This is a genomic window from Litorimonas sp. WD9-15, assembly GCF_050271975.1.
In the GTDB taxonomy this organism is placed as follows: Bacteria; Pseudomonadota; Alphaproteobacteria; order Caulobacterales; family Maricaulaceae; genus Litorimonas.
In genome coordinates this window covers 751036-773377 of sequence record NZ_CP189850.1, presented here as the reverse complement: position 1 = coordinate 773377, position 22342 = coordinate 751036, and the positions used below count along the sequence as shown (strand labels likewise).

Sequence of the window (22342 nt, the reverse complement as noted above, 5' to 3'; positions counted from 1 at the left end):
CCGTTTCGTATCAATTATCAGGGACTGTAACGAATCATGCAAGGCCCGCACCAGTCATGCATGTGCTACGGGGGTAGGCCTTAAAATTGTCTAACGACGCGGCGATTGTTTTCGGTTTATAGAGGTTGTGATTATGCGATTCAGACGCTCACAGAAACCAACGGAAGACCTCGATGCCTACGCGCCCGGGCATATTGTTGAGCGCCCTGACACGGTTGGGTGGCGCGCGGGTGTTGTCTTTGCCTCACCCCATTCCGGTTCGACCTATCCGAAAGACCTTCTCTCCCGTGCGAAAATTTCACCGCACCAGATGCGTCGGAATGAGGATATTTACATCGACCATCTGTTTCAAAGCGCTGTCGCAGCAGGAGCGCCCTACCTACGGGCTGTGTTTCCGCGCGTTGTCGTGGACGTCAATCGCGCGGAAGATGAGTTACCCTTGCATTGGGCGGACATAGTAAACGACGGAGATTTAACACAACCGACACCACGTGCGGCAGCCGGATTGGGGGTTGTGCCGACCTTCCTGAGTGAGACACTGCCGATTTACGAACGTCTCCCGACGGAGGCCGATGTCAAAGCGCGTCTTGAAACGCTCTACCGCCCCTATCACGCGGCCCTGCGGAATTTGGTCGAGGACGGTCTGTCGCGGTTCGGGCAAGTCTTACTCGTCGATTGTCACTCCATGCCCGGCTTTGCGGCGATGGGCGCACGGCGTCCGGACATTATTTTGGGCGACAGGTTTGGGACGTCCTGTCACCCCGACACAATCGCCCTTTTTCGCGAGTTATTCCAAAGCGCCGGATATTCTGTCGGTATTAATTATCCCTATGCGGGTGGATTTGTGACGAGCCATTACGGCAAACCGTCTGACGGCGTCGAAGCCATTCAAATAGAAGTGAACCGCGATCTTTACGTCAATCCCGTCACACTCTCACCCAAATCCGGCTATGTGAAATTGATGGAAGACCTGAAAGCAATCACCCGGGAAATTGTTGACAGTGCCGTCCCGCAATCCTTAGCCGCGCAATAATCCAACCAGAAATTCTCTTTTAACGCGGCTGTCTGGCATGCGACTTGCTCTCCTCTCAGGCGAAACACACGCTTGAAGGAGCTGGCCCATGACAAATGATATTGACCTCCATGTTGGCAAACGCCTGCGCCGCCGTCGTCGCCTCCTGGGCCTGACGCAACAGACCTTGGCGGAACATGTCGGCATCCGGTTTCAGCAAATCCAGAAATATGAGTGCGGGGCCAACCGTGTCTCTGCCGCGCGCTTGTTTGAATTATCCGAAGCCCTGTCTGTACCCATTCAGTATTTCTATGAAGGTCTCAGCGAAACGGACCACATTTCCGGCGAGACCGATCCCGATGTTATTGCGCCGGATGTGCTGTCTCGTAAGGAAACGATGGACCTCGTCCGCGCCTATTACAATATGGCCGAAGCGCCGCGAAAGCATTTTCTCGATCTAGCGAAATCCTTGGAGGGCGCGACTAAGCCGTCCCTGCGGCTCGTCGCGCAATAGACAATCTCTGCGCGGGCTGTTAGCGGCCCGCCTATGACTATTTCAAAAGACATTCAGGCCCGCCTGACACACCTTCACACGCTCTCACAAATTGCGAGAGAAATTACGCTTCCGCTTTTCGCTGACCCGAAAGGCGTTGAAAATAAAGCGTCAGGGTCCGATTATGACCCCGTGACACAGGCCGATATCGACGCCGAGAAAGCTTTGCGAAAATCTATTCGGGCGACGTTTCCCGACGATTCCATCGAGGGTGAAGAACTCCCCGATCATGTCGGTAAGAATGATTTCTCTTGGACCTTGGACCCCATTGACGGGACACGCGGATTTGTTGCGGGCGTTCCGGTTTGGAGCACGCTCATCGCGCTGTCACATAAAAATAAAGCCGTCCTCGGGATGATCGATCTGCCCGCTCTTAATAAGCGCTATATGGGTCACATTGATGAGACGACGTCCAAATCCTGGCTTGAGGAAGATGGTACAAAAACCGATCTCAAGACGTCGCCTTGCGCGGAAATCCGTGATGGTATCCTCGGCTGCACCGCGCCGTTTGGGATGTTCAAACCCGGCGAATTGGCGGCTTTCAAAATCATCGGATCGGGCACGCGGTTTATGCGATTGGGGCTCGACGCGCTCGGCTATGGCCTCCTCGCGGAAGGGCGGATGGACATCATTGTCGAGGCCGGGATGAAGCCCTGTGACGTCCGCGCCCTCATCCCGATTGTCGAAGGCGCGGGCGGAAAACTGACCAATTGGCATGGCGGCAGCGCAGCCGATGGCGGGCGTGTCGTCGCCGTTGGTGACGCCGGATTACTCCCGGAACTTTATACCTATCTTGGGCGGGCCTTGGATTAAGGCGTGCTGAGAACTTGTGGCTCGCTGCGCGGACCAACAGTTTCCGCACTCGGACTAATCCGTCGTAATAATCCGCGCGCTGTGTTCTGATCGAACTTGATACGCATCTGCAGATAGACACCTTTGCGCGTATATTCCGCGGCTTCGAAATCATCGTCTTTGAATCCGGCAACATTGTAACCCGCGCTAATCCAAACATTATCGACGGGCGACACACCGACACTTGGGCCCCAGCTATAGGCCGTGCCCGTGTCTTCACCCGCAAGCATGGACCCCCGGAAACCGACATCGATTTTCTCAGTCACGTCATAGCGCGTTTCGGCGCCCAACAGGTTGGACCAGTTAGAGAGTGTTTGATCACCAATTTCGGCTTTCACATATTTCGTGCCCCAATTGGCGGAGAGCTGCCAGCGGTCAGAGACAAGCGTGTTAATCGCAACGTTGTTGACGATTTTTGTACCCTTCTGACCGGACTGATCATCTGTATGGATGAAGTCTAAGCGGTTAAAGACGACCGTACCCTCATCTCGCGGACGCCAAGCGGCGCCAAGACGGGCATCAATGCGTGCATCAGATTCAACGTCGCCTTTACCATTCGACGCGCGGGCGCGAACCGTTCCGGCGAGAGAGAGTTTTTCAGTGAGTTCGCGGGCAACGGAACTCGTCCCGATCCAAGTCGTGTCAACGGAATTATCACGGACTTCGACACGGGCAGAGGCGCTGGTTTTTTCTGTGCCGTAAGCCGCACCGACATAGACGGATTGGAAATCCTCATTTGTCTCAAACGGCGAGATGGCGGCGTCTGGTGCAACTTCGACAAAAGCTTCTTCCGTCTTCAGCATGTGACGCGCGCGGACACCGACGGAGCCGGAGACTTTGTCGGACAAGCGAACGGTTTGATCCAGGCCGACAGTCGCGCCCAAACGGTCCCCGGACTCATTTGCCAGATTATCCGCCGCGACGGTTGCCGTGCCGCCAATCCAGGGCGTGGCGGACAAACCGACAGTTGTGTTCATGGATTGCTGACCACCGCCATTTGTGACTTCGTGACGGACATTGACGACCGCAACTTTGCCGAGACGCTTATCCGCGCCGACGGAGAATGTGGAGGGCTGGCCGGAGACCTCGTCCTCACCGTGGATCGGGACTTCGGCTGTGGCCTTTAAGGTCAGGCCATGTTTCGGAATATCGTAAGACCCGCGACTAACGGCGAGCAGCGAATTGCGGTCTTCTTGATCAACCAGTTCGTCACTTGTAAAGCGCAGACCACCGGAGACGCGGGTCCGCGTCCCCTCGTGATGGGCCATGATCTCACCATTATTCCGGGCATCATCTGTTGTCAGGTTTTCTTCGCGGTAGACCTGGGCTTCCAGACGGCTGGTCGAGCGACGGCCCGTTTCCTTATCATCCGTCTCGTTCACGCGCAGGTTAGACCGCAGACCATAGCGACGGATACCATTTGTGTTAGAGGCAGTTTGACCCAGACCAAAGCCCGCATCTTCTTCGCGGAAATAGGCTTCGGCTGTTAATTTTTCAGAAGTGTGAACGACTTCCAAGAGTTTGGCATCAGCCACGCCCTCGCCGTCACCGGATTGATCTGTGACCGCATATTCCGCACGGATGCGCGTGGAGTCAGACACATCCGCGATGACATCAATGCCGATCTGCTGCGACTTCGCGCCAGCCGTCAGGTTGCTGCCATCTTCATGTGTGAAGGTGGACCCGACTTGAACTTTGTCGTCCATAAATTGTGCTTGCACCCGGCCACCTGCCGTCAGGTTGCGTTCCGCATCCTCGGATGTCTCATAGTCTGCAACGATCACATTCGGGTTGAAGTTTTCATCTGTTGCGTCAACCGGCAGGCGGAAGATCAACTGACCCGTATAATAATCGAGTGTGTAGTCGAGATAGCGGACGAGCACTTTGCGCTCGAGCACGATATCCGGGCGCACGCGGTCGCGCGTTTCAATTGTGATTTCTTCAGATTGCGGCAGGATGCGCGAATTAGAGAGTTGGTAGTTGCCGGAAATACCTTCAGCCGCAATCTCATCTTTTGCGAAACCTTGATTGGTTTCTGCAGCAAAGCCTAGCACCTGAATATTTTCGCCCAGATACTCACCCTTCAGACCCGTCAGGCGACGGTTATAACTCGTCAGGCGGCCTTCGGTGATGTTCGTGTCATAGTCCCCAAACAGCGCATAGGCGTGTGATTTTTCGATTTTCACATACAGCGGATAGCGGGACGCGCCTTCAAATTCCTGATAGGTGCGGTCGCCATAGAGTGTGTAGTAAGCATTCGGGTCAATCTCTTCGCCAAACGCATCATCCCGTGAACCGCGACGCTTATCCGTATCGATGGCGAGGGTCATTAGCCATTCGCCTTTGATCATCCCCTTTGCAAAAAACGCAACACGGCCATCCGTGATGACGTCATCGGCGTCACCGCCAAATGTCTGTGCATTGCCTTTGATGTCCTGCAACGCGGCGGAGCCCTCAGCCAAACCGACCAAAATCCAGTCCCGCTTTTCCGGCTCCAAATACATGTAGATCGGGATTTCGCGGCCATCATCCATGGTCGCGAGGACCGTGACTTTGCCCGTGCGGAGTGTGGGCTCTAATTTGACATTCAGAATACCGTCCACGCCAACAGAGAGGTCCTGCTGCGCGGAGAGGGGTGCTGTCAAATTCTCTGTTTCCTGACGCAGGCGGTCTGTCCCGTCCGAGTCGAACAGACGGTAAGGCGGCTCAAGATTAACTTTGGTCACGCGGCCCGCATGAACGGGGCGACCGGAGGAATCCTCCAAACGAATGGCGACGACGGGCGGTGTGCGACCATCAGCAATGAGCGTAGAGCGGTCCGGCATTGGCACGGCGCGCGCAATTGTTTTCACATACCAAATTTCTTCGCGGAGTGTGTCGACGACATTGCCGTCCGCATCGCGCACGGTTGCAATGAAAACGTTACGTCCGTCCTGCAAAGGCAGTCCCCGCCAGCGCGAAATTGATTTTGTCCGGTCCGCCGTGACAGTCTGACCGTTGAAATAATAAGATTCCACATCACGGTCATTCAGGCGAATGGAGACTTTCTGTCCATAGGCATGTTGGATCCCGACGTGGGTAGACGGCGAAGAGGGCGTACGGTCTGGTGAGGGATAAGCCCATTTCGGCGCACCGTCCTGCATTTCCAACCAAGCGTCATCGAATTTCAGATGTTCTTTCGCGTCAGAGAAGGTTTCCACTTCCGTCTCAACTGCGACCTCACCCGTTTGCTTGAGATAGAAATTCGCACGCCAAATTCCGCCGCCCTGAACATCAACAAATTTCGAATTTACTGCACCGGCATAGCGCGTATTCTCTTCGCACTTCATCAACTCGAAACCCTGCGGCAGAGTTTCCTCGTCAACTTGAACGACATGTGTGCCCTCAGTCACGCCTTCAAAATGGAAGAGACCGTCGGCATCAGACACGACATAGGCGCCCGTTTCCATATACATGCGGACACCTGAGACACCAATCCCGCGATTAATAGGGCGCACCCATTCCTCTTCGCCGTCACAGGATTGCTCCGTCACGCGACCAATGATGGTACTGGTCGAGCGCAGCAGGTCTTCGCGGATTTGAATTTCAGCGCGCGCGACGTTTGAGATAGGTGCACCCGTTGCGTCACGCACAACGGCTTCATTCACGGCGTCGCCCATATGCGCGGCGGGGCCGATTTGCAGGGCGTAATCCAGTGTAATCGCTTCGCCCGGTGCCACTGTCCCCATTTCAAATGTCAGCAGAACAGCGTCATCGGAAACAATCGGATCTTCGCCCGGCAGGCGTTCCACGCGGCTTGTGCCCGGAACGTAACGGAAGCCCACGGGCAGTGTATCGAACAAACGCACGGGTGCGGTGACAATACCTTGGTTGCGGATGGTCACGGTGTAATTCACATAGTCGCCAACATCGCCAGTGGCACGGTCTGCCGTTTTTTCAACAACCAGATCTGACTCTGGGTCCAAGGGAATATCGAACCGAAGGGGTCCGTCATTTTCAATTGTAAATGTGCGACCAAAAGACCCCGGCGTGAGAACAAAGCCATTTTGCGACGTGATATCGCTCAACTGATCCTCGTCCAGAATTGTCGAGAAGTTAAATCCTTCCGGCGCATCGACGCGGACTTCATATGTCCCAGCTTCCACGATCGGATAGCGGAATTCACCTTCCGCATTTTCGTAAGTCAGGCCGGAGGCGTCGATCTGATCCTCACCGGATGTGGCCTCTGACGGGAATGTCGAGAAACCGTCAACGCCCCAGACTTCGGCTTCCGCGCCTGTGTCAAGATTGATGAGCCTGATGGTCGCGCCGTCGACCAAGCTGCCATCCACAGAGGAAAAAACGCGGTTGAGCGGGTTCAGGATGGCTGTATCGACAACCACATCCGTCGAGTCGAGCGCGTCAATATAAGTTGCACGAAGTTGCGTGTTTCCGGCGGCGCTAATAACATTATCATTTTGCGGGGTGGGCGCAGATGTGGACGGAAGATAGGCGAAAAATTCACCTGTATCAGGACCCGTCTCATAAAGTTGTAATGTGATGAGATCGCCATTGGAGCCTTCGATGACGATTGCCACATTCTCGATGACGGTGCTGTCGAGATTCTGGCCCGTATCGGTGACGCGCACGAACATCAACTCACCGGCGAGATAGGTCGTGGCGGGAATCAGTGGAATGGGTGAGGATAAATCCACGACATTTCCACCCGTCGTCACAGGCGTACCCGTCTGTACGAATGGGCCTTCTAGGCTGCCGTCAGGACTGTAGTCAGAGCCATTAATAGGTCGGATAATTATATCACTGGCCGTTGGCGCATGGCGAAAGAACTCGATCTGCGCAGGCGTTTGCGGGGGACGAATTGTAAATACAGCCGGTGCGGTCTCGACCGTCGCCGTATTGTCACCGACCGTATAAGTCAGTGTCGCAACATTGACGACCTCTGTGCCGTAATTATTCGGCCCGGTTTGAGCATCAGCGGAAGCCGCTGTGCTGAGCCAGGCCGTGGCAGCGAGGACGAGAAGTCCGGGGATATGTGTAGTTGTGCGGGTCACGAGTTGCGGGGGCAATCGCGGGGGCCGTCTCGAACACCTCGGTTCAGACAAGCGTTCAGAGTCGCCGTCCTCACGGCGTGTCTTCCCACATGTCGTTTGACGGGGTCGCATCCACATTTCGCGGACACGACCCTTGTCAAAAGGCTTCGGGACTAATCCCTACTTGATGGTCGCCCGGATAACGAGGTGACCTTCAACCGGCGCATCGCCCGGTGCAGCTTTACCGGCCAGTGTCGCCCCTGTGAGGGTGACGTTACAGGTTGGCGATCCAACAACAGGGTCTCCGTTACAGGATGTGTCTGCTGCGATTGTCGACAATGTACCACCGGTCAGGAAACCAACTGCGCGGGCTGATTCGAAGATGAGGTGCTCGGACAGGATATCTGAAAGATTGATGTCTGTTGCATCCGCAGATCCATCGTTACGAACTGTGATGAAATATTCAACACAGGCGTCCGGACGGTGATAGCCATTATTTGGCACAGGACCGGCCGGCGCATCCGTGCTCGGTGCAGGTGGTGTGTAAGCCGCACCGATGGCGTCACAGGTTCCGTCATAATCCGCATCAAAGACGAAGACATCTTTCGTCGCGGTGATATCAGCGGCGACAATCACATAAGCGCCCTGTGCAGAATGCGCGCCGTCAGTATCATCATCATTACCTGTGCCAGCCGGACCGTCAGCATCAATGAGGACGTTCTCTGTCACGTTCGTTTCATTTCCGGCGATCGGATCGGCGATAATCGGTGTGCCAGATGGATCCGCAGAATCACGTGTATCAGCATAGAGATAGATAATCGCTTCTTCCCCATCCGCAGCACTTGCCGGGATGTTACGAACGACGCGAACGATAATGCTATCGTCAGCACCAAGAACAGGCCATGTTGTATCGTCAGCTGGATCATAATCAACGGCATTGGCAGCGTCGCCTTCTGTTCCGTCCAAGACACCGTTTCCGTTGGTGTCAGGATAATAGACAATCCGGTCACCGCTTGTTGATGCGAGCGTATCAAAATTATCGTTACCCGTGCCGCTGACAGCTTCTTCAAAATCAAGGAGATATGTGTGCGAGTCGTTACCATCATTGCGGACGGAGAACTGCGTGACTGCATCAGTTGAACCGGGTGCGAATGTTCCTGCAACACCGCTTGACGCGACTGTAACGTTCACGAGGCGGTCAACCTTAAACACGGTTGGCGCATCATTGCCTGGATTGCCATCATTCGTAATTGGCGGCTGCTCTACACCACCGACATCATAGTCGAGTGTAAATGTGTTGGACACGTCCGTATCAGCGGGTGTGAAATTATTGGGCACCTGCGCAAAGGCGGTCCCTGTTGATAAGGCTACAAAGGCAGAAGCGCCGAGTAAGCCTTTCATGAGTTTAGATGTCGTCATGTTGATATTCCCAAAGTTGTTTGACCTGCCCTATTTAGGGAACTTTGGTTAAGTCGATGCGAAGCAGCATGGTTAATTTGATATGAAATAGACTGCGTTCATTTTATATTCAGGTAAAATTTATGTTATTTTTCAGTATCTTAAATTCGTTTAAGCAAAATTCAATTTACTCTCTATTAAGAGTCAAAACGATTCACAAATTGTCAAAAGGGAAATTATTGCGTTTGAACTTTCAATAAATCTGTCAAACTTTTGGAGGCTCTTGCACCATTTTGACACAAAAAAAACCGCCGAAAATTTCCGGCGGTTCTTCAGATTCATCTAATCTTAAAACTTACTTCAAACGGCCTTTGAAAACGAGGCTGTCACTTGCACCGACAGGCACCGGGCCGGCAATCGTCCATTGTATGTGTGTGATCTCTTCACTGCGCGCCGGTCGTGTCCCGCCACCAACGGCCGGAAGTGCGAGCGCGTCACGTTTATCGAATGTGGAACCGCCATCTATTGAATAAAGGACGACCGCACCGGACCGATCAGCCGTACCTTCCAGGTAGCGCACATCTGCAGGTACGGGCATCGCCAGAACAAGGTCTGTCGCGGCCGCAGCAGAGTCGTTCACAAAATCAACCGTATAAACAACTGTTTCCCCGGGGGTCACGAGTTCAGCCGGCACGCGTGTCGTGACCTGCGTCCCGTCAGCGGCAACCGTCACGACTTCCTTTTCCACTGTTTGCTTGGCGGTGAGCGCGCTGGCCTGGGCTGCGAAAACCAAAGAGAGGGCGGAAAGGCCTAATATAGAGAGACGTTTTATAGACATGTGTAAACTCCTAATGCGGACATTGTCCTTTAATTTCCCGATCAGTCTAAGGTTTTAGGCTTAACGAGGGTTTAAACCCGAAGCTCACGTTTCAGTCATTTAACCTACGTTCATAGAGACAAGCGCGAACCGATCATCCCGAATGTTAAGTCTTTATTTATTAAATATTTTGCGAGTTTCTTCACTCTGAACCTGAACGAAACCTTACCGCAAGCCTGTCATATCAAGTCTCATATCATTCTGGAGGCCAAGAGCTACCCTTGCACCGGATAAAAAACAGATAAACTGGGATGGGCTGTCAGCAATGCGGACAAATACGTTAGTTACACTTGGCGCCAGCGCCGCTTTTGGTGTTATGGCGATTGTATTGGCGCGCGGTTGGATCAAAGGCGCCGTTGAAGACGAGTTCCGCCAGGTCCCGTCTGCACGTGCCGAGCAAACTAACCCGCCACAGCAACCCGCTATCCCGATGAGTTCTGTTGTCGTCGCGAATGCGGACCTCGTCTTTGGCGATCAAATCACACCGGATGTTTTACGCGTCGTTGAAATGCCGAAAGGTACGACACCTGTAGAGGCACTGTCCGACTTATCAGATATCTTCACGCCGGATTATGATGTGCTGGAAAATGGTGCGATGATCGCTTTGGCAGACATTAAAATGAATGAAGTCATCCTGCCGCACCGCGTTTCCGGCCTCGGGGGACGGGGGTCTTTATCCGCCCGCATCCGTCCCGGCTATCGCGCCGCGTCTATTCGGGTTGACGATGTGACGGGTGTTGCGGGCTTTGTTGTGCCCGGGGATTTAGTGGATATCCAATATATCTCCGAGCCGAACCCCGATGCAAAAATTGAGAATTTTCGATCTGATATCATCCTTCAATCCATTCGCGTGCTGGGCGTGGATCAGGCGCAAAACCGAGGGCAAGAGGCACCAAATATTGCGCGGACTGTCACACTGGAAGTCAGCCATATGGATGCACAAGCGCTGGCCGTTGCACAATCCCGGGGGCGTCTCTCCCTCGTCCTGCGCGCTGTGGGTGAAGCTCTGCCGTCAACGACGCGCTCCCTGAATTCACGTGAGTTAGACGCCCGCGCCAATTCCGGCAGCGCTGCCAAGAAACCTAAACGCCCCGTCAAAGTGACACCAAAACCCGCGCCGCCACCCGTCGCAAATATCAAAGTCATTCGCGGGGAGGAGACGCAATCCGTCTCCGTCAAACGTGAAAATCAACCGACTGTCACTGAGCTCAATCTGGCGGGAGGATAATATGACCAAATCTATTTTATCACTGACATTGGCCACCTGTCTTTTAGGGCTTAGTGCCTCCGCACATGCAGGCGCATGGGTCGACACCAAAACAGGCGGTGACCGTACTGCGACCTCTGTCACCAAAGACGACACACTCGTCATGCGAACGGATACGTCCTTTGCCCAGGTCCGTGTCGCCAATCCAAAGGTCGCCGATGTTGTCGTGCTCTCGGACCGCTCCTTCCAGCTTCTCGGCAAGGCCGGCGGTAAGACGAATGTTATGCTCTATGACGGCGAAAACCAACTCGTCGATATCGTGGATGTCACGGTCGGGTATGATGTCGCGTCCTTAAAGCGAACATTATTTGAGACCTTTCCAAAAGAAAAAGTAGAGGTCCGACCCCTCGCGGGCGGCATCTATCTTTCGGGTGACGTGACGTCGGAAGATATTGCCAAACGCGCCGTCTCTATCGCGGAAGCCTATGCGCCGTCGCGCGTGACATCCGGCCTTGCGGTCCGCGACAGTCATCAGGTCATGTTGGAAGTTCGCTTTGTCGAAGCCAGCCGCGATACAATTAAACAATTGGGCGTTAATCTTCTGTCTTCCAGAGGCACGGGCGACATGTCATTCGATCCGGGTGATTTCAGTGTGGGAAGCGATAATGGCTTGGTCAACCCGGCCCTGCGCGCCGCGCTTGGCGGCGGCATTGGTGCAGCTGCGCTGAATATCGAGATCGACGCGCTGGAGGAACGTGGCGTCATCCGCACCTTGGCGGAGCCAAACTTGGTCTCCATGTCAGGTGAAACCGCCAGCTTCCTCGCAGGCGGCGAATTCCCCATTCCCGTCCCGAGTGGCCTCGGCGAAATCGCGATTGAATACCGAAAATTCGGCGTGGGTCTCGCCTTCACGCCAACCGTCTTGGATGACGGTGTTATTAATTTGAAAGTCGCGCCGGAAGTCAGCCAGCTCGATTTTTCAAATGCTGTTGAAATCGCGGGCGTTTCCGTTCCTGCCCTGCGCGTGCGACGGGCCAATACGACGATTGAACTTCGTAATTCACAGAGCTTTGCCATTGCCGGCTTATTGCAAAATGACAGCTCGAACACGCGTCGGGATGTGCCGTGGCTGGGTAAAATACCGATCCTCGGGTCGCTCTTTTCCTCAACCCGTTATCAAACATCAGAGACCGAGCTTGTCATCATCGTGACACCGCATCTCGCGCGGCCCGTCTCGGATCGCAGCCTGTTGGCGACCCCGCTGGATAATGCCTCTGTTCCCTCAGAGGCCAGCGCATTTTTTGCCGGACACATTGAAGGAGGCTTTGGCCATGCACTTGAATAGAACTTGTCTCATGGTTGCGTCTCTTACGCTATGTGCCGGGCTCTCCGCCTGTGCGTCCACGCCTGCTATGGAAACGAAAACCGAACATTTCGGACAGGCTGTAGCGCATAATATTGCGGCCCAACGGGTTGCGCCCACGGCCGAGCAGAAAGCCAATACATTTATTCCGCCCAATCGCGCCCGGCAAAAAGCCGCCCGCGAAGCCTATGAAAAAGGCGAAACGCCGGATCCGGTGCAATTGGGCACAACTGAGAACGAATAATAAGAAAGAGAGGATTTATGAGGCTCCCCCGCTCCAATTCCACAACATCCATTTTTAAAGATTTCCTGACCGGAACAACCCGCGCCACGGCCGGGTCCGTTGCCGTTTGGGTCGCCATGTCCACACCCGTCTTGGTGGGGGGAGCCACGCTGTCTGTCGATATGGCCCGCGTGTATAATGTGGATGCTGATCTCCAATCCGCAGCTGATGCGCTGTCCCGGGCTGGAGCAGCGGAATTAGACCAGCGCGGAGATGCGACGACGCGGGCCTCTCGCGCTATCCTGCAACTTCTCTCCCATGAGGAAAAATTTGCAAAAGGCTCTTCCGCTATCGAAGTGGATACGATTACGTATTTCAAACAACTCCCTGCAAATGATTATGAGGACATTCCGACATCCTATCGCACGACAAATGCGTCAGAGGCCCGTTATGTCGAAGTCAAAATCAAACCCAAAGACGTGGCGACAATCTTCCCGTCCTCTTTCATGAAAAAGCTCACAGACACGACACTGGACGCGCATTCTGTTGCGGGCATGGATGAAGTCGTTTGCGGGACGGCACCCGTCTTCATTTGTAATCCGAGAGAAGGTTTATCCGAAACGATTTACGAAGCCATGGAAGACCCTGCGTTCAAACGGACTCAATTTAAATTGAAAACACCCAATAATGTGAGCGACCCTTATGGCCGCGGGAATTTTGGTTGGCTTGATCCCTTTGGTGGCAACTCCGGCGCTTCAAAACTAGCCGATGCAATCGCGATTGATATTCCACCCACGTGTTATTCGCAAAGTAAAGGCGTCGTGCTGCGCACAGGGAATATCGCGTCGATGAGCGCGGCTGTAAACACCCGTTTCGATATTTATGAAGGGTCTTTCAAGAAATATTCCAGCGATCCGCGTTATGCTCCCGCAGAAAATGTGGTGAAAGGTTATGGTCCCCCTCTTAAAGGGAATGGGCAGCCCAAGAAGAATGCGAGCGGTTGTGATTCGCTGCCCTCGCCACAGGCTTTTGCCATGCCACGGGACACCTGTTTTAATGACAGTACATGTTCATCGCGTCAGGGCACGGGCGCTTGGGACTTCAACACATATATGCAAGTTAATCATCCGGGTTTTCACAGCATCACGCTTGAAGGCGTCACCTATAGCAAAGACAATTTAGGTCAGTTCACAACGCGCAATCCACCATCGCGGTATTCTCTATATCGTTGGGAGATCGACAATAACTGCATTCCGGGCGCGAAGACATATGGATCAAATGCAATTACGCCTGAGGAAGGGACACCACAGTGTCATAGCTCAGGCCATTCGACCACGGTTGCCGACCGCCGGGTCATCACGGTTGCAGTTCTGAATTGTCTTGAAATAGAATCATCCAGTGCTGCAGGCATGTCGAAACAATCAGGCCCTCTTCCTGTCGAAACTTTTGTGAAAGTCTTCCTGACGGAACCCATGGGTGCTGGGCAGGAAAATGTTATCTACGGCGAAATCGTTGGACCGTTAGTCAAGGGCAAAGATAGCGAAGCCAATGAATTAGTGGCGGTCGTCCGGTAATGAAAATGCTGTCGAAATATCACCGCGATGAAAGGGGAAGTGCCGCCATTGAGGGCGCGGTCCTCTTCCCACTTCTCGCCCTTATTGGTTTCGGTGTTGTCGACCTGTCCATGCTTCTGCGTCAGACCCACGCGATGGAGCAAGGCCTTGTCTCAAGCGGAGGATATCTCGCGCGGGCAGAAAACCCTGACCAATCCAATATCCAGACGAATGCCAGAAATATCGCGGCATATGGAACGCCAAGCGCGTCCGGCACAGAACGGATTTCCGGTTGGACGCCCAGCGATGTCACGCTGAATATCGTTCCTGTCGCGAATAATGGACAATATCGCGGGAATGATACGTTGCTCGTCGCGAAACTTTCTGCAGATCATGCCTATTCGGGATTGGGGTTTATCCGCCTCGCGTCCGGCGGAAAAATCCGAATCCGTGTGGAACATGAAGAAAGACTGGTGAGGGCAAGATGAAACTGTTTCGATCTTTCCGTAAAAATGATGACGGCGCAGTAACCGTTGAAACGTCCTTTTTAATCCTATCCCTAATTATTTTAACAGGCGGCGCAATTGAGGCCGGCTATGCGCTTTTCCAATGGAACGGCGCGCAAACAGCGGCCCGAACGGGTGCCAGAATTGCGGCGACCTCTGATCCTGTTGCCACCCAGATGAACACGATGACCGGGCTTTCCAATAGTGTCGCCGTAGGTGACCCGATGCCTTATTACAGGTTGGAATGTGACAATAAGAACAAGACTTGTGATGCGGGCGGTTATGACGCCACGGCCATGAGCCGTATCGTTTTCGGGCCTGATGGTGACAATCGTTGCGGCGCAACAACACGGGCCCGGCGCGGTATGTGCGATATATTCAGCGAAACCAAACGCGCCAATGTGAGTGTCGCCTATCAAAATTCAGGCTTGGGCAAAGCCGGATATCAGACTGATCCCGCGCCCTTGGTCACAGTCACGCTGAAAGACGTGCCATTGAAATTTGTCTTTTTGGACCTCGTGGGGTTCTCAAATATTGCGACGCTACCGCCTGTTCAGGCAACCGTCATGGGTGAGGATTTGAAGAATGGTTAAACGACGCAGATGGAGCCGCCGACGCGAAGATGATCGTGTGGCCAAGAAAGAAGACTACGCTCTGATTCAGGACGCAGACCTAGAGCTGGAACAGGATGATCTCTCTATTCCTCAACCTGAACCCGAGCTTGAGGCAGGAGAGGACCCTGACGTTCAAGAGGTTGAATCTGTTGAACACCCCGCGACTCCCACGGGAAACACACCTCAAATCTTTGCGGTCATCGGTGCGACTGGCGGAGTTGGGACAACCTCTTTGGCAACACAGCTCGCGCATGAATTTGCCGTCTCGACCGCGCAACCCTCGCTCGGGATACGACCTGTTGATCCGCGAATTTGCTTGATTGATTTAGACTTTGAAAGCGGGGCCTGCGCGCATCACCTTGATCTCTTGCCGAGCCTCACACTGGAAGATCTTTGTGGCCCCTCAGATCAGATTGACACCGCCTTTACCAGCGCCCTCGTCTCAACCCATGAAAGCGGAATTTCGCTCTTGGCTGCGCCCAATACGGTGGGCGCAAATGCGAGGGTTAATCCACGGACTGTCATGGCGATTTTGGACGCAGCCGCCGATCTCTATGATGTCGTTATCATTGACATGCCACGTTATCGTCAGTCCTGGTCACTGCCCGTGATGCAGGCGGTCGATGTTTTAGCCGTCACAGCAGAACTCACCATTCCATCCCTTCATGCCGCGCGCGAAATGCTGACACAGATCGCGCATGAAGCCAATGGGAGCGTGAATGCGCAAGCTATTATCGGGAAATATGAGCGACGGTCTTTCAAAAATATGCTGAAATTAGGCGATGCCGAAACAGCCTTGGGACGCGATATTTTCGCCACGATTTGCCAAGACCCGGACTCGACACGCGAAGCTCTGAATTGTGGTGAACCGGCGGGCGTTTTAAAGTCAGACTCTCGTTTTGTGAAAGATGTCAGGACGATTGCAGGAAAACTGAAAAACGCATCACCCCTATTGTTGGAAGAAGCCGCTTAACCGCAGATTCACCTTAAGCCGTAACGGCGACCTAAACCCTCTCGTGTAGAGACGACACATGGGAAGATTTTCACAGGCTTTTGAGGCGCAAACGAAACCCGCGCCCGTGCACGACGCGCCCGTGTTCATACCGGAAGAGGTGGAGCTCACGGCGGCGCCGCCTCCAGTTGAAACTGCGCCTGAGCCAGAGGCGCAAACCGTACCAACCGCCGCGGGAAATGCGTGGCTGGATACAAAGATCAAACTTCACACGCGCCTGATTGATGAAATTGATCTGGCGCAATTAGATGGCCTGGAAAGCCTCGAACTTCGTCAGCAAGTCCATGACATTGTCGTGGAGATGGCCCGTGAAGAGAAAATGAAACTCAATGCGCGGGATCTTAAATCTCTCGCTGATGGCGTCTATGACGAGATGACAGGTCTCGGGCCGTTGGAGGTTCTGCTTCAGGATGAAACCGTCTCGGATATTTTGATCAACGGCCATGAACGTGTCTTTGTTGAACGCCGGGGCGAGTTGGAACTCTCCGCCGTAAAATTCGCGAATGAGCCGCATCTCTTACGTATTATCAACCGCATCGTGGCGCAGGTCGGACGGCGTGTGGATGAAAGCCAACCGCTCTGTGACTGCCGCTTGTTAGATGGCAGTCGGGTGAATGTAGCGATTGCGCCTATCGCCGTGGACGGGCCGCTTGTGTCCATTCGGAAATTTTCAAAAGATCCGCTCACGCTGGACAAACTCGTTGAGTTTAAAGCTATTCCCGATGTCGTCGCGCAATTCCTCTGGGCGGCCTGCAAAGCCCGCGTGACGATCCTGATTTCCGGCGGAACGGGGTCCGGTAAAACGACACTTCTGAACGCGCTTTCGCAATCGATTTCACCAAAAGAACGTCTCATCACGATTGAGGACGCGGCGGAATTGCAACTGCAGCAGCCACATGTCGCGCGTATGGAAACACGTCCGCCCAATATTGAAGGGCGCGGCGAAATTAAACAGCGCGGTCTAGTAAAGAACGCTCTCCGGATGCGCCCAGACCGCGTTATTCTCGGCGAGGTTCGCGGCGAAGAAGCCTTTGATATGTTGCAGGCTATGAATACGGGCCATGAAGGCTCTATGGCGACACTACATGCGAATACGCCACGTGATGCCCTCACCCGATTGGAGCAGATGGTTGCGATGGGCGATATGAAGATCACACCAGAAGCCGTCGCCGGACAAATTGCGTCTGCCGTCGGGATTATCGTTCAAGCTACGCGTCTCTCTGACGGACAGCGCAAGATTACATCCGTTGCCGAAGTCACAGGCATGGAAGGCGCCGTCATCCAGATGCAGGAATTATTTAATTACACGCGTACGGGGACCGGGCCCAACCACGAAGTCATCGGGGAATTCCGTTCGACAGGCATCCGGCCAAAATGTCTGGATGAAATTGTGACCCGCGCTATTCCATTGCCTGAAGGTTTGTTTGAACCAAAGGTTTTAGAGCCCGGAAAAACGTCTGATCAGACCATTAAAGAGCGTGTTGGATAATGTCCTCAACGCAGCAAATTATTATTTACGGGCTGATTTTCTGCGCAGGGTTTCTCATGCTGCAAACGATTTTGGGTTTGATGGGTCAAGCCGGAAAAAATGTTCGTTTGGCCAATGATCGCCTTCGGCGCCTGTCCAAATCTGACGATAAAGTAGATGTACTCGACAAGATGCGGCGCGCGCGGTCACTGACAAAAGAAGGCCAGCTTGCAGGCCTGAACACACGAATCGCGCAACTGATTATGCAATCCGGATTGCCGCTTGGCACATATGGGTTTTACTATGCCAGCCTAGGTTTTGCCGTCTCGCTGGGCATGACGTTGTTTCTTGTCAAAGGCACACCTGTTTGGGGATTTCTCGGGTTTGGCCTCGGCAGTATCGCGCCAGTTCTCATCCTAAGTTTCTTCGTCAAACGGCGTCGCAAAAAAGCTGTCGCACAGCTTCCGGAAGCGTTGGACATTATCATTCGATCGCTGGCCGCCGGACATCCCGTGCCGGTCGCAATGGGTCTGGTCGCGCGGGAAATGCCGGATCCCATCGGAAGTGAATTTGGAATTGCCTCGGATGAAGTGAGTTTTGGATCCACGATTTCTTCTGCCATCCAGAAATTAGCGGATCGCGTGGGGCATGAAGATTTTGAATTATTTTCTGCAATGATCCGGTTGCAGGAACGCACGGGTGGTAATCTTGCTGACCTCCTGCGCTCCAATGCGAAAACAATCCGAGATCGCCAGAAAATGCGACTCAAAATTAAAGCCGCCTCGGCCGAAGGGCGCGTCAGCGCAATGATTTTGAATGTTGCGCCAATCTTTCTGTTCATAGCCGTCAATAAGATGAGCCCGGAATTTTACGGCGAAGTGAAGCACTTAAAATCCGTCACCTATACGCTTTGGGGCGTTGTCATCTGGATGGGCCTTGGCAATCTCGTCATGTACAAAATGATCAATTTCAAGATATGAGCTTTACCAACGCCCTCACAATCCTGATTTCCGCGGCCTTTCTGGGGATATCACTCTGGCTCTGCTTTATTGCGGTGCGTGGAGCCATTCGGGATAATGCGAAAGTCGAAAGGCGCCTTGCGGGAGGCGCGAGTCTGGACGCGGATACAGATGTCGGGATCGGCGCCAAGGCAAAGGCCAAAAGGAACTTGCTCTCACAACTCGGATCTCATCTCACGCTACCGGATGCGAAAGAAATTTCACGACTGCGGTTTGAGCTCGCACGGGCGGGCTATTATGACCCCTCATCTGTGAAGACGTTTCTGGCCGTACGGGTTGTCTCACTCTTCGCGCCCCAGATTATTTTCCTCGCACTCTGGGGGCCGCTTTCGGCTAAGCTGAGCGTTGGTGTGTGTTTAATCCTCATCATGGTTCTGGCTGCAGTCGGCTTGTTGGGACCCACTCAATTCTTGAAACGTAAGGCCGCCAAACGCACAAATTCCTGTCGTCTGGGCTTTCCCGATCTCATGGACCTCATGACCGCCTGTGTCGAAGCGGGCCTGTCCATGGACGCCTCCCTCGTGAGGGTGAGCCATGAATTAGGCGGGCGATATCCTGCGCTGAAACAGAATATGGACATCATGAATTTGGAACTTCGCGCAGGACGCGAACGCAATGAGGCCATGATTAATTTTGCCGACCGTATCAATCTGGATGAAGCCAAAGCGCTGGCGGTCATGCTGAAACAAGCTGAAGAAATGGGCAGTTCTGTCGGGCATGCCTTACGCACGTTCTCCGAGGACATGCGCCATAAACGCATGATGAAAGCCGAAGAAAAAGCGATGGCCTTACCCGCAAAAATGACCGTGCCGCTCATCGTCTTTATCTTTCCGACAATCATGGTCATGTTGATGATGCCGGCGGGTATCCGCCTGATGGAAGGTCTCGCGGTACAGTGATGGTGCGCACGGGTTTAATATGTCTGGCGCTCCTTTGGCCGACGGCGTCTTTGGCAAAAAGTGTGGATCTGCCGGATATTCGCGCGATTGAGCGCGACTCTACGGATATCTTCCAAGTCCTGCAAACTCTCGCATCGGCTGAGGCCGCCTTGCGAGCTCGCGATTATCTCTCCGCGAAAAAAGGATATGAAAGTGTCTTGCTTCACGACCCGGATTTAGGAACCGCGCGTGCGGGATTGAGGCGCACGCTAATCGCGACAGGTCAGGCTGAGGAAGCTGCGCGATATATTGATGACGCGACTTCGGCAGATGCGGTTCTCATTCGTGTTCTAATGGGGCGATCTGATCATCCGACGGTTGAGCTAAAAACGGCTTTGGAAACGCATCAGGATGCGCGGCTTTGGAATGCACTGGGGCATTTACAAGATGATCAAGGCCATTTTGCCGCCGCTCGACAAGCTTACGCGAGGGCAAACCTTCTGGGTCAGCGCGCAGGACTGGCAGAAAATAATACCGGACAGTCCCATTGGGTAGCCGGAGAGTTCGAGCAGGCCTTAACGTCTTTCGAACAAGCGGTCCAAGCTGACCCACGCGACACCCGTTTCGACAACAACCGCCGTAGAGCCTTAGTAAAGCTCGGGCGTGTTGAATTCGCCATTGTCGGATTAACGTCTGAAGAGGCAAGCGTCTTTCTGGGCCAGGCCGGAGTTCAGGCGGAGATGGAAGGCGAAATCCGCCTTGCAAAATTACTCTACCAAAAATCTCTTGATCTCGCTCCCCGCCATAATCCGACCATCGCGGAAAGACTGGAAGCCTTAGAGCAATAAAGACACCACGCCGAAAAAGACCCCCATGCTGAGGCCAAAGGCTAACAGAACGATGACACCGTCCCGTGCCGTAATCCCGAGACCCAGCAGCAAGATGATAAAGGCCGGTGCGACGACGCCAAATGGCACCATACCCAGTGGGAAAAATGTCAGTGATAGGATAATCGCAATCAGGGAGACAATCACCTGCGCCGGACCCGTGGCCGCCCATTCCAAGCGCGGGGAGATAATGCCGTCTATCTTTGCGAGGATGGGGCGGACCTTATTCTGAACCGCCGTCAACTTTGCCGACGGAATTTTCACGCGCGCCAAGACATTGGGCATCCACGGCGTGTTTCGGCGAAATAAGAGCTGCAACGCGAAAACAATAACAATAACGCCAAAAGCCGGAGGAATACCCGGGATTGCCCCCAAAGGCGTCATCATACAGAGGCCGCAGAGCACCATGATGGGCCCAAAGGCCCGGTTGCCGAAACTCTCAACAACCGTTTTTAAATCCACCGATTCTCCACCATCCATCGCCGTCTCGACCTGGTCGAGAACACTCTGGAGCGGTGTGTCTGCTGCATTGTCTTTTGGTTCGCTCATGTGACGTGACAAATGTGACTTATGACGTTACGGCGCAAGTCGTAAATGCAATGATGCGCAGACACTCAAATGGGACAGTCGGAAAATGGAATTAGAGCTCTGGCTCAGTCTTGTTCTGTTGTTTTTCACGGGCGGATTAACGCCCGGCCCTGCGGTCATGCTCGTGCTGGCCTCTTCCTTTCGTTACGGGTTCAAACCCGCGCTTCTGCCCGCGCTCGGCGTAGCCTCGGCCAATGTTGTCTGGCTCTGTCTGGCGGCCAGCGGGACAGCGGCGCTGCTCGAGATCTATCCGCGCGCCACACTGGGTTTAAAAGTCCTGGGAATGCTGGTTCTGGGATATATGGCGATTTCCGTCATGTTCGGCCCCCTGCCCCGTTTGGAACCGGATCCGGATGATGCGCCCAGACGAGGACGGCTCTATTTCAAGGGATTCCTGCTTCAGATCACCTCCCCTATGCCTTTGGTCTATTTCGGGATGCTCCTTCCGCTTTACTTCCAGCCGGACACAGCGCTCGCGCCACAATTTCTGACGATGTTAGTCACGGTCACAGTTCTCGAGCTTTTCGGCCTTTCCGTTTACGCCTATGCCGCCAAAGGTATTCGCCGCTTTTTACAACGTCCTCGCACGGGACGCATTTTCAATGTGCTTATCGGTGTCGTGATGATGGCCTCCGGCGTGTTTGCGGTCTTGTCCACGGCATAAACTCTTGCAAATAGAGCCTTTGCCGCTAAGAGGCCTGCGAATAGACAAAGGACATATTCCCCATGGATATGAGTAAAATCCCGGTAGGTGAGAACCCGCCATTTGACGTCAATGCCATTATCGAAGTCCCCAAGGGCGGCGAACCCATTAAATATGAGATGGACAAGGCATCAGGCGCCATGTTTGTGGACCGCTTCCTTTACACCTCCATGCGTTATCCATGTAATTACGGCTTTCTGCCCCACACATTATCTGAGGATGGTGATCCGACAGATATTCTGGTCGTGGGGCAACGCGCCCTCGTGCCGGGCTGTGTCATCCGGGCCCGGCCCGTTGGGGTCATGTTGATGGAAGATGAGGCCGGTATGGACGAGAAAATCGTCGCTGTCCCGCATCAGGCTTTGACGCCATATTATGATAATATCAAATCCTATAAAGATCTGCCGCAAGTCATGCAGGATCGCATTCCACATTTCTTCGAACATTATAAAGATCTTGAAAAGAATAAATGGGTGAAAGTTTTGGGCTGGGAAGGTCCGGAAAAAGCCGGTGAGCTGATCATGGCCGGTATAAAATCGTATCAGGGATAAATTTCCCAAACGCTTTCTTAGAAATAAATTCATGCTATCCCCGTTCGT

At 53.7% G+C, this 22342-nt stretch carries 20 protein-coding genes; 16 read left to right on the top strand and 4 right to left on the bottom strand.

Annotated features, from left to right (window positions below; all coding sequences use genetic code 11):
• Positions 1-133 precede the first annotated feature (133 nt).
• From ACP9M6_RS03705 to ACP9M6_RS03695, 3 genes are all read left to right on the top strand, one after another.
• Positions 134-1033, top strand: a complete 900-nt coding sequence (locus ACP9M6_RS03705) for an N-formylglutamate amidohydrolase (RefSeq protein ID WP_427453571.1) — start codon at positions 134-136, stop codon at positions 1031-1033.
• An 88-nt stretch (positions 1034-1121) separates the two neighbouring features.
• Positions 1122-1526 carry a helix-turn-helix domain-containing protein gene (locus ACP9M6_RS03700; RefSeq protein WP_427453569.1) on the top strand — a complete coding sequence of 135 codons (405 nt, stop codon included), beginning with the start codon at positions 1122-1124 and terminating at the stop codon, positions 1524-1526.
• Positions 1527-1559: 33 nt separating this feature from the next.
• Positions 1560-2378 (top strand): inositol monophosphatase family protein, encoded by an 819-nt coding sequence (locus ACP9M6_RS03695; protein ID WP_427453567.1) that lies wholly within the window; start codon positions 1560-1562, stop codon positions 2376-2378.
• Here the strand turns inward: ACP9M6_RS03695 and ACP9M6_RS03690 are convergent.
• From ACP9M6_RS03690 to ACP9M6_RS03680, 3 genes are all read right to left on the bottom strand, one after another.
• Positions 2375-7468, bottom strand: a complete 5094-nt coding sequence (locus ACP9M6_RS03690; protein WP_427453565.1) for a DUF11 domain-containing protein — start codon at positions 7466-7468, stop codon at positions 2375-2377. The genes ACP9M6_RS03695 and ACP9M6_RS03690 overlap by 4 nt on opposite strands.
• Before the next feature lie 159 nt (positions 7469-7627).
• Positions 7628-8866 (bottom strand): hypothetical protein, encoded by a 1239-nt coding sequence (locus tag ACP9M6_RS03685; RefSeq protein ID WP_427453563.1) that lies wholly within the window; start codon positions 8864-8866, stop codon positions 7628-7630.
• 334 nt (positions 8867-9200) lie between these two features.
• Positions 9201-9683: a hypothetical protein gene (locus tag ACP9M6_RS03680; protein ID WP_427453561.1), complete on the bottom strand. Its 483-nt coding sequence runs from the start codon at positions 9681-9683 to the stop codon at positions 9201-9203.
• A 304-nt stretch (positions 9684-9987) separates the two neighbouring features.
• Between ACP9M6_RS03680 and cpaB the strand changes: the two genes are divergently transcribed.
• Genes cpaB through ACP9M6_RS03625 form a run of 11 tightly spaced genes read left to right on the top strand, consistent with a single transcriptional unit; the run spans position 9988 to position 20413 of the window.
• On the top strand, positions 9988-10950 hold the full coding sequence (gene cpaB, locus ACP9M6_RS03675; protein WP_427453559.1) for a Flp pilus assembly protein CpaB: 963 nt from the start codon (positions 9988-9990) through the stop codon (positions 10948-10950).
• Between the two features lies 1 nt (position 10951).
• A complete protein-coding gene (locus ACP9M6_RS03670; RefSeq protein WP_427453557.1) occupies positions 10952-12274 on the top strand; it encodes a type II and III secretion system protein family protein in 1323 nt (440 codons plus the stop codon).
• A 10-nt stretch (positions 12275-12284) separates the two neighbouring features.
• Positions 12285-12536 carry a hypothetical protein gene (locus ACP9M6_RS03665; protein ID WP_427453555.1) on the top strand — a complete coding sequence of 84 codons (252 nt, stop codon included), beginning with the start codon at positions 12285-12287 and terminating at the stop codon, positions 12534-12536.
• Positions 12537-12553: 17 nt separating this feature from the next.
• The gene (locus ACP9M6_RS03660; protein WP_427453553.1) at positions 12554-14089 is read left to right on the top strand and encodes a Tad domain-containing protein; all 1536 of its coding nucleotides are present in this window, start codon (positions 12554-12556) and stop codon (positions 14087-14089) included.
• Entirely contained in the window at positions 14089-14556 is a 468-nt protein-coding gene (locus ACP9M6_RS03655; protein WP_427453551.1) for a TadE/TadG family type IV pilus assembly protein, read from the top strand. The genes ACP9M6_RS03660 and ACP9M6_RS03655 overlap by 1 nt, the downstream gene beginning before the upstream one ends.
• Positions 14553-15167 carry a TadE/TadG family type IV pilus assembly protein gene (locus ACP9M6_RS03650; protein WP_427453549.1) on the top strand — a complete coding sequence of 205 codons (615 nt, stop codon included), beginning with the start codon at positions 14553-14555 and terminating at the stop codon, positions 15165-15167. The genes ACP9M6_RS03655 and ACP9M6_RS03650 overlap by 4 nt, the downstream gene beginning before the upstream one ends.
• A complete protein-coding gene (locus ACP9M6_RS03645) occupies positions 15160-16161 on the top strand; it encodes an AAA family ATPase (RefSeq protein ID WP_427453547.1) in 1002 nt (333 codons plus the stop codon). The genes ACP9M6_RS03650 and ACP9M6_RS03645 overlap by 8 nt, the downstream gene beginning before the upstream one ends.
• Positions 16162-16219: 58 nt before the next feature.
• Entirely contained in the window at positions 16220-17689 is a 1470-nt protein-coding gene (locus tag ACP9M6_RS03640; protein WP_427453545.1) for a CpaF family protein, read from the top strand.
• Entirely contained in the window at positions 17689-18648 is a 960-nt protein-coding gene (locus tag ACP9M6_RS03635; RefSeq protein ID WP_427453543.1) for a type II secretion system F family protein, read from the top strand. The genes ACP9M6_RS03640 and ACP9M6_RS03635 overlap by 1 nt, the downstream gene beginning before the upstream one ends.
• The gene (locus tag ACP9M6_RS03630; protein ID WP_427453541.1) at positions 18645-19586 is read left to right on the top strand and encodes a type II secretion system F family protein; all 942 of its coding nucleotides are present in this window, start codon (positions 18645-18647) and stop codon (positions 19584-19586) included. The genes ACP9M6_RS03635 and ACP9M6_RS03630 overlap by 4 nt, the downstream gene beginning before the upstream one ends.
• 50 nt (positions 19587-19636) lie before the next feature.
• On the top strand, positions 19637-20413 hold the full coding sequence (locus ACP9M6_RS03625) for a tetratricopeptide repeat protein (RefSeq protein ID WP_427453539.1): 777 nt from the start codon (positions 19637-19639) through the stop codon (positions 20411-20413).
• Here the strand turns inward: ACP9M6_RS03625 and ACP9M6_RS03620 are convergent.
• A complete protein-coding gene (locus ACP9M6_RS03620) occupies positions 20402-21001 on the bottom strand; it encodes an exopolysaccharide biosynthesis protein (protein WP_427453537.1) in 600 nt (199 codons plus the stop codon). The genes ACP9M6_RS03625 and ACP9M6_RS03620 overlap by 12 nt on opposite strands.
• Before the next feature lie 85 nt (positions 21002-21086).
• Here ACP9M6_RS03620 and ACP9M6_RS03615 point away from each other — a divergent pair, with 85 nt between their 5' ends.
• Positions 21087-21704 (top strand): LysE family translocator, encoded by a 618-nt coding sequence (locus ACP9M6_RS03615; protein ID WP_427453535.1) that lies wholly within the window; start codon positions 21087-21089, stop codon positions 21702-21704.
• A 62-nt stretch (positions 21705-21766) separates the two neighbouring features.
• On the top strand, positions 21767-22294 hold the full coding sequence (gene ppa, locus ACP9M6_RS03610) for an inorganic diphosphatase (protein ID WP_427453533.1): 528 nt from the start codon (positions 21767-21769) through the stop codon (positions 22292-22294).
• Positions 22295-22342 lie beyond the last annotated feature (48 nt).

What these genes read in the sequence shown, in the direction of transcription:
- ACP9M6_RS03705 (WP_427453571.1), top strand. Translation starts at nt 134, where the DNA reads ATGCGATTCAGACGCTCACAGAAACCAACGGAAGACCTCGATGCCTAC.
- ACP9M6_RS03700 (WP_427453569.1), top strand. Translation starts at nt 1,122, where the DNA reads ATGACAAATGATATTGACCTCCATGTTGGCAAACGCCTGCGCCGCCGT.
- ACP9M6_RS03695 (WP_427453567.1), top strand. Translation starts at nt 1,560, where the DNA reads ATGACTATTTCAAAAGACATTCAGGCCCGCCTGACACACCTTCACACG.
- ACP9M6_RS03685 (WP_427453563.1), bottom strand. Translation starts at nt 8,866, where the DNA reads ATGACGACATCTAAACTCATGAAAGGCTTACTCGGCGCTTCTGCCTTT.
- ACP9M6_RS03680 (WP_427453561.1), bottom strand. Translation starts at nt 9,683, where the DNA reads ATGTCTATAAAACGTCTCTCTATATTAGGCCTTTCCGCCCTCTCTTTG.
- cpaB (WP_427453559.1), top strand. Translation starts at nt 9,988, where the DNA reads ATGCGGACAAATACGTTAGTTACACTTGGCGCCAGCGCCGCTTTTGGT.
- ACP9M6_RS03670 (WP_427453557.1), top strand. Translation starts at nt 10,952, where the DNA reads ATGACCAAATCTATTTTATCACTGACATTGGCCACCTGTCTTTTAGGG.
- ACP9M6_RS03665 (WP_427453555.1), top strand. Translation starts at nt 12,285, where the DNA reads ATGGTTGCGTCTCTTACGCTATGTGCCGGGCTCTCCGCCTGTGCGTCC.
- ACP9M6_RS03660 (WP_427453553.1), top strand. Translation starts at nt 12,554, where the DNA reads ATGAGGCTCCCCCGCTCCAATTCCACAACATCCATTTTTAAAGATTTC.
- ACP9M6_RS03655 (WP_427453551.1), top strand. Translation starts at nt 14,089, where the DNA reads ATGAAAATGCTGTCGAAATATCACCGCGATGAAAGGGGAAGTGCCGCC.
- ACP9M6_RS03650 (WP_427453549.1), top strand. Translation starts at nt 14,553, where the DNA reads ATGAAACTGTTTCGATCTTTCCGTAAAAATGATGACGGCGCAGTAACC.
- ACP9M6_RS03645 (WP_427453547.1), top strand. Translation starts at nt 15,160, where the DNA reads ATGGTTAAACGACGCAGATGGAGCCGCCGACGCGAAGATGATCGTGTG.
- ACP9M6_RS03640 (WP_427453545.1), top strand. Translation starts at nt 16,220, where the DNA reads ATGGGAAGATTTTCACAGGCTTTTGAGGCGCAAACGAAACCCGCGCCC.
- ACP9M6_RS03635 (WP_427453543.1), top strand. Translation starts at nt 17,689, where the DNA reads ATGTCCTCAACGCAGCAAATTATTATTTACGGGCTGATTTTCTGCGCA.
- ACP9M6_RS03630 (WP_427453541.1), top strand. Translation starts at nt 18,645, where the DNA reads ATGAGCTTTACCAACGCCCTCACAATCCTGATTTCCGCGGCCTTTCTG.
- ACP9M6_RS03620 (WP_427453537.1), bottom strand. Translation starts at nt 21,001, where the DNA reads ATGAGCGAACCAAAAGACAATGCAGCAGACACACCGCTCCAGAGTGTT.
- ACP9M6_RS03615 (WP_427453535.1), top strand. Translation starts at nt 21,087, where the DNA reads ATGGAATTAGAGCTCTGGCTCAGTCTTGTTCTGTTGTTTTTCACGGGC.
- ppa (WP_427453533.1), top strand. Translation starts at nt 21,767, where the DNA reads ATGGATATGAGTAAAATCCCGGTAGGTGAGAACCCGCCATTTGACGTC.